5 protein-coding genes and 1 pseudogene are annotated in these 4,785 nt (G+C 67.1%); 2 read left to right on the top strand and 4 right to left on the bottom strand.

All coding sequences use genetic code 11. The features are described 5' to 3' along the window. From DD1DGNOD_RS04810 to DD1DGNOD_RS04800, 3 genes and pseudogenes are all read right to left on the bottom strand, one after another. Nucleotides 1-292: pseudogene (locus tag DD1DGNOD_RS04810) on the bottom strand (hypothetical protein); the annotation flags it as partial. Between the two features lie 30 nt (nucleotides 293-322). Continuing rightward, nucleotides 323-490, bottom strand: a complete 168-nt coding sequence (locus tag DD1DGNOD_RS04805) for a DUF3117 domain-containing protein (protein WP_131765420.1) — start codon at nucleotides 488-490, stop codon at nucleotides 323-325. Between the two features lie 334 nt (nucleotides 491-824). Next, nucleotides 825-1,310 (bottom strand): DivIVA domain-containing protein, encoded by a 486-nt coding sequence (locus DD1DGNOD_RS04800; protein ID WP_131769546.1) that lies wholly within the window; start codon nucleotides 1,308-1,310, stop codon nucleotides 825-827. A gap of 238 nt (nucleotides 1,311-1,548) precedes the next feature. Between DD1DGNOD_RS04800 and folP the strand changes: the two genes are divergently transcribed. Then, the gene (folP, locus tag DD1DGNOD_RS04795; RefSeq protein ID WP_346434266.1) at nucleotides 1,549-2,361 is read left to right on the top strand and encodes a dihydropteroate synthase; all 813 of its coding nucleotides are present in this window, start codon (nucleotides 1,549-1,551) and stop codon (nucleotides 2,359-2,361) included. A gap of 498 nt (nucleotides 2,362-2,859) precedes the next feature. Continuing rightward, on the top strand, nucleotides 2,860-3,627 hold the full coding sequence (locus DD1DGNOD_RS04790; protein ID WP_165036426.1) for a tyrosine-protein phosphatase: 768 nt from the start codon (nucleotides 2,860-2,862) through the stop codon (nucleotides 3,625-3,627). A 119-nt stretch (nucleotides 3,628-3,746) separates the two neighbouring features. Here DD1DGNOD_RS04790 and dapE read toward each other — a convergent pair. Further along, nucleotides 3,747-4,785 (bottom strand): succinyl-diaminopimelate desuccinylase (gene dapE, locus DD1DGNOD_RS04785; protein ID WP_241255466.1); only part of this gene is annotated, 1,039 nt, incomplete at its 5' end.

Below are 4,785 nucleotides of genomic sequence, written 5' to 3'. Positions count from 1 at the left end.
CCCGCTTGCCAGCTCCCACCAGCAACAACTTGCGTGGCCCGTCGGCGCGCCCCAACGGGACGGCGATCACCTCCGCCTGGTCACCGCTGGCGCGTTCCCCGGCAAGCAGAAGATCCAAATCAATGCCGAGCGACTCGCCGACCTTGCGGCCGGCCGGGGTCACCACGGCCGAAGCACTGCCCTCCCCCGGGGTAAGGGTCAGCAAGGCCAGGACCGGCACACCGGCGTCCAACGGCGTACCGGCCCACAGCCTCACAGCCGGTGGGCGGGGAGCAACCCAGTCGTTATTCACGGGAACGTTGGGCGCGCTGACTGCGCACGCCTAGCCCACAGCCGACTTCAGAGCGTCCCCGAGATCCTTCGCTTCGTCAGGCAACAGCTCCACCACGAGACGGCCACCCCCTTCGAGCGGGACGCGCATGATTATGCTGCGGCCCTCCTTGGTGACCTCGAGCGGACCGTCACCCGTCCGCGGCTTCATGGCCGCCATCGGTGCACCTCTTCCTGCCGTCGGACCTGCTACCACCAGCGATTATCCCGGAGAACAGGCCGGGAACCGAAACACGTCACCCCGCAGCGCCACAACAGACACAGGCTGACAGATCCGCAAACCACCAAAGACACCCCCGGACGGCCAACACGAGCACGATCCGAACCAGCACCCACGATAAGGACACTGCGGACGACGGGAAAGTCACCGGTGTGTCGCCCACCCGCCACACCGCCGCTGAAGCCGTTACCCCACGCCTCGCGACACATCACATCCGGATACCGCCCACTGATCGAACACCCTGCCCTCGGTCGCCCGGGCGCTCGTAGGTCGGTCAGCTCGGCGGCGGCGTGGGCAGAGGGGTTCGTGGGCTGTCCGGGGCATCCGAGGTGCGCCGCGTGGCGCCGGTATCGGTGCAGTGGTGGGCGTCAGCGGCGGCGTTCGCAGCGTCCGGACCCTTGGCCTGGTCGTCCCATCCGCGCTGGTCCACGCTCCGAGAGGACCACGAGTAGTGATCAAAATGGGCGAAGGAGGCCAGCCTGACCATCTCCTCGTCCCGTCGCGCGAGCTCGGCGTCGCGCCAGGCAAGCTCGTCGGCAAGGCGCGCGAGTACCGCATCCACATCGGCCATCCGGTAACCCCGCAGCGCCATCTCGAACCGGACACCGGCCACGTCGTCCGCGGAAACGGTCGGTGACGGCAGGCGATGGTCAGCCGCGTCGCGCGGAGCGGGCGACAACCGGTCGAACCTGCCCACCGCAAGGGCGGCGACAGCGAAGACGATGGCGGCGACAACCACGATCTCGACGGCGAGCAACACACAACGATCGTTACACGCCCGGAAAAGTTCCGCCGCATGTGCCACCCCGTCCGCGTGTGTACAGCAGTTCGCAGGTGTACAGCGGTTCGCAGGGAGACGACCGGCTAAGCTGGTCTGGATGTCCACCGACGTCGAGGCCGCCGGTAGCACCGGGCCGCCGAACGACGCGCTCCCACCAGGCCCCGGCGGTGACCTGCGGCTCGGTTCTTCGACATTTCGCCCGTCCGACCTGGTGATTATGGCGATCATCAACCGGACGCCGGACTCCTTCTTCGACCGGGGCGCCACCTACGGTGAGAGCGAGGCACTGACCGCCGTCGACCGCGCCGTCGCGGAAGGCGCCCAGATCATCGACATAGGCGGAGTCAAGGCCGCTCCGGGTGAGGACGTCGACACAGCCGAAGAACTGCGCCGGATCGGCGGGTTCGTCGGGCTGGTCCGATCCAGGCACCCCGGCATCGTGATCAGTGTGGACACCTGGCGTGCCGAGGTCGGACGGATCGTGGCGGCCGAGGGCGCCGACCTGCTCAACGACGCGTGGGGCGGCACCGACCCCCACCTCGCCGAGGTCGCCGCCGAGCACGGACTGGGCCTGGTCTGCACCCACGCCGGGCACCTGCCGCCCCGGACCCGCCCCCACCGGATCGCCTACGACGACGTGGTCGCCGACATCATCACCACGACGACGGGGCTCGCCGAACGGGCCGAGGTAGTCGGCGTACGACCGGAGGCCATCATCGTCGACCCCGGGCACGACTTCGGCAAGAACAGCCGCCACTCCCTGGAGTCGACCCGCCGGCTCCCCGAGCTTGTCGCCACCGGATGGCCGGTGCTCGTCGCGCTGTCGAACAAGGACTTCATCGGCGAGACCCTCGACGCGGCCGTGACGGACCGGTTGGAAGGCACCCTGGCCGCGACAGCGGTGAGCGCATGGCTCGGCGCCCGGATCTTCCGGGCTCACCAGGTGGAGCCAACCCGGAAGGTCCTGGAGACGGTGGCGGCAATCCGCGGCACACGGGACCTCGCCGTCGCGCGCCGGGGCCTCGCGTAGCGGGCCGAAGGAAGCGCGATCATGTTCCTTTCATACTGCCGGAGGCCCAACTCGCCGGGTCACTGAGAGCGTCCGAGGACAGGGCCGTCCGATTCGCGACACACCTATCCTCAGGCGCTCCGATGCCTCCACTTCGCCGCCTATTCTTGATTTGATCATTACACGGTTGTTGTGGGCGTGAATCCTGTATGTCACTACGGGTTGGATCTGCCCTGATTACCGTGTGCCCAAGATGCCGTTGTGCCCGAGGTCGGGCTCAACTCGAGGCCGGGCGCGGCGGCGACGCCGACTCCGGACACTCAGCGCGGAGGCCGGGGTGGCTGACGGTCGTCCCTCGACACAGTCGAGTCATGGAGTATTTCGGACCGCCCTCCCACTCCCTCCACTTGTTATCGGATGTAATTTCCACGGACACCTCACAGGCCGCGGCCTTGCGGTAGGATTCACTTCTGCCACCGGACACCAAGATCTTTCCATACACGTCGAGGGGGCCGACCAGTGTCCTTCACGTTCGACGGCTTGTTCAACTTTCGAGATCTTGGCGGACTGGCACTGAACAATGATCAACTTACGAGACATGGGCTCGTATTCAGATCGGATGCGCTTGACAACCTGTCGACGGGCGACCGGCGATACATCCTGGACAAGGTCGGGGTCGGTGTGGTCATCGACCTGCGGACGGCCGAGGAGGCCGACGGTGACGGACTCCAGGACCAAAGAATCTTCCCGGAACTCGAGACCTATCATCTCTCCGTGATGCCGGAGGGCCGAATCGGTCGTGAGCCATTTCCCGATGGTCGCGATCCCGGGGCGCTCGCCGAGGGTTACTACAAGAACCTCATTGAAGGCGCACCCACCATCGGGAAAATTTTCGGAGTCATTGCCGATTCCCTGGACAAGGATGTCCCCGTACTTTTTCATTGTGCCGCCGGGCGGGACCGGACCGGTCTCATCGCCGCCATCCTCCTGAGCCTGGTCGGGGTCAGAAACGACGAGATCACGCGGGACTTCGTGCGCAGCAATCACCACGCGCACCACATCGCCGCCAGGTTGGAGCAGAATCCACTGTACGGCGCATCGACCGAAGCCGGACTCGGACTCGGCCCGGCGCTTCTTCAGGCCCAGACCATGGAGATATTCCTCGAACTGCTGCGGTCGCGAAATGGTGGCGCCTCGAGCTGGGCGGCCTCGACCGGCATACCGACACCGATCATCGATGCACTGCACGCCGGTCTCGCCCCGGATATTCCAGATGTGACCGACTGAATCATGATGACCATCGGTCCATCGGATATCCGGGGCCGTGGTGACAGCCAATATCAGGGGCAGTGTCAGGCAGCAGCGGTATCAGGCTGGTAGCACCTGGAGCGCCTGTAGCGGTCGCGTCAGGCTTCGGGACGCGTCAGCGCCGGCTGCCGGCCGGCAGCCGGTCCGGCCAGGTAACGGCGTAGCACGTCTTCGGCAGCGTCGATCCGCTCCAGCTCGACGTACTCGTCCCGGGTATGCGCAAGATTGGGATCACCCGGACCGTAGTTCAGCGCCGGGATGCCGAGCGCGGCAAAGCGGGCCACGTCGGTCCAGCCGTACTTGGCGACGGGCGTGCGCCCCACCGCCTGGACGAAGGCGGCCGTTGCCGGTGCGGTCAGCCCCGGCAGCGCACCGTCCGCGCTGTCGGCCAGCTCAAGCGTGAACCCGTCAAGGGTCTCCCGGACGTGGTCGAGCGCCTGGGAAACGTCACGATCCGGAGCGAACCTGTAGTTGACCACGACCTCACACGCGTCCGGAATGATGTTGCCGGCCACCCCGCCGTTGACGCGCACGGCGTTGAGACCTTCCCGGTAGGCGCAGCCATCGATCATCACGGTCCGTGGCCGGTAGCTACCGAGCCGTTCCAGCAGCGGCGCGGTGCGGTGGATCGCGTTCTCCCCGAGCCATGCCCGCGCCGAGTGTGCCCGGCGTCCCGGCACCGTGACGACCACCCGCAGGGTGCCCTGGCAGCCGGCCTCGATCTCTCCCGACGTCGGTTCCAGGAGCAGCGCGAGATCGGCGTCCAGCCAGTCCCGATGGTTCGCGACCAGGCGCCGCAGGCCGTTGCGGACGGCGTCGACCTCCTCGTTGTCGTAGAAGACCCAGGTCACGTCGTGGGCGAGGGCACAGCCGGCGGATGCGGCGAAGACGGCTGCCAGCCGCAGCATCACGGCCACCCCCGCTTTCATGTCGGAGGTTCCGCATCCGTACAGGCGTCCGTCCGCTACCCGGCTGGGTAGGTTGTCCGCGATCGGAACGGTGTCCAGATGCCCGGCGAGCAGCACCCGAGTCGCTCGGCCCAGATCGGTTCGGGCTACGACCGCGTCGCCGTCACGGTCCACGCGCAGCCCTCCGAGGCCGACCAGGGCCTCCTCGACCGCGTCCGCGAGAACGGCC

This window comes from Candidatus Protofrankia californiensis (assembly GCF_900634765.1).
GTDB lineage: Bacteria > Actinomycetota > Actinomycetes > Frankiales > Frankiaceae > Protofrankia > Protofrankia californiensis.
Note: the sequence above shows the minus strand (reverse complement) of the source record. Positions and strands in the feature narration are given on the sequence as shown.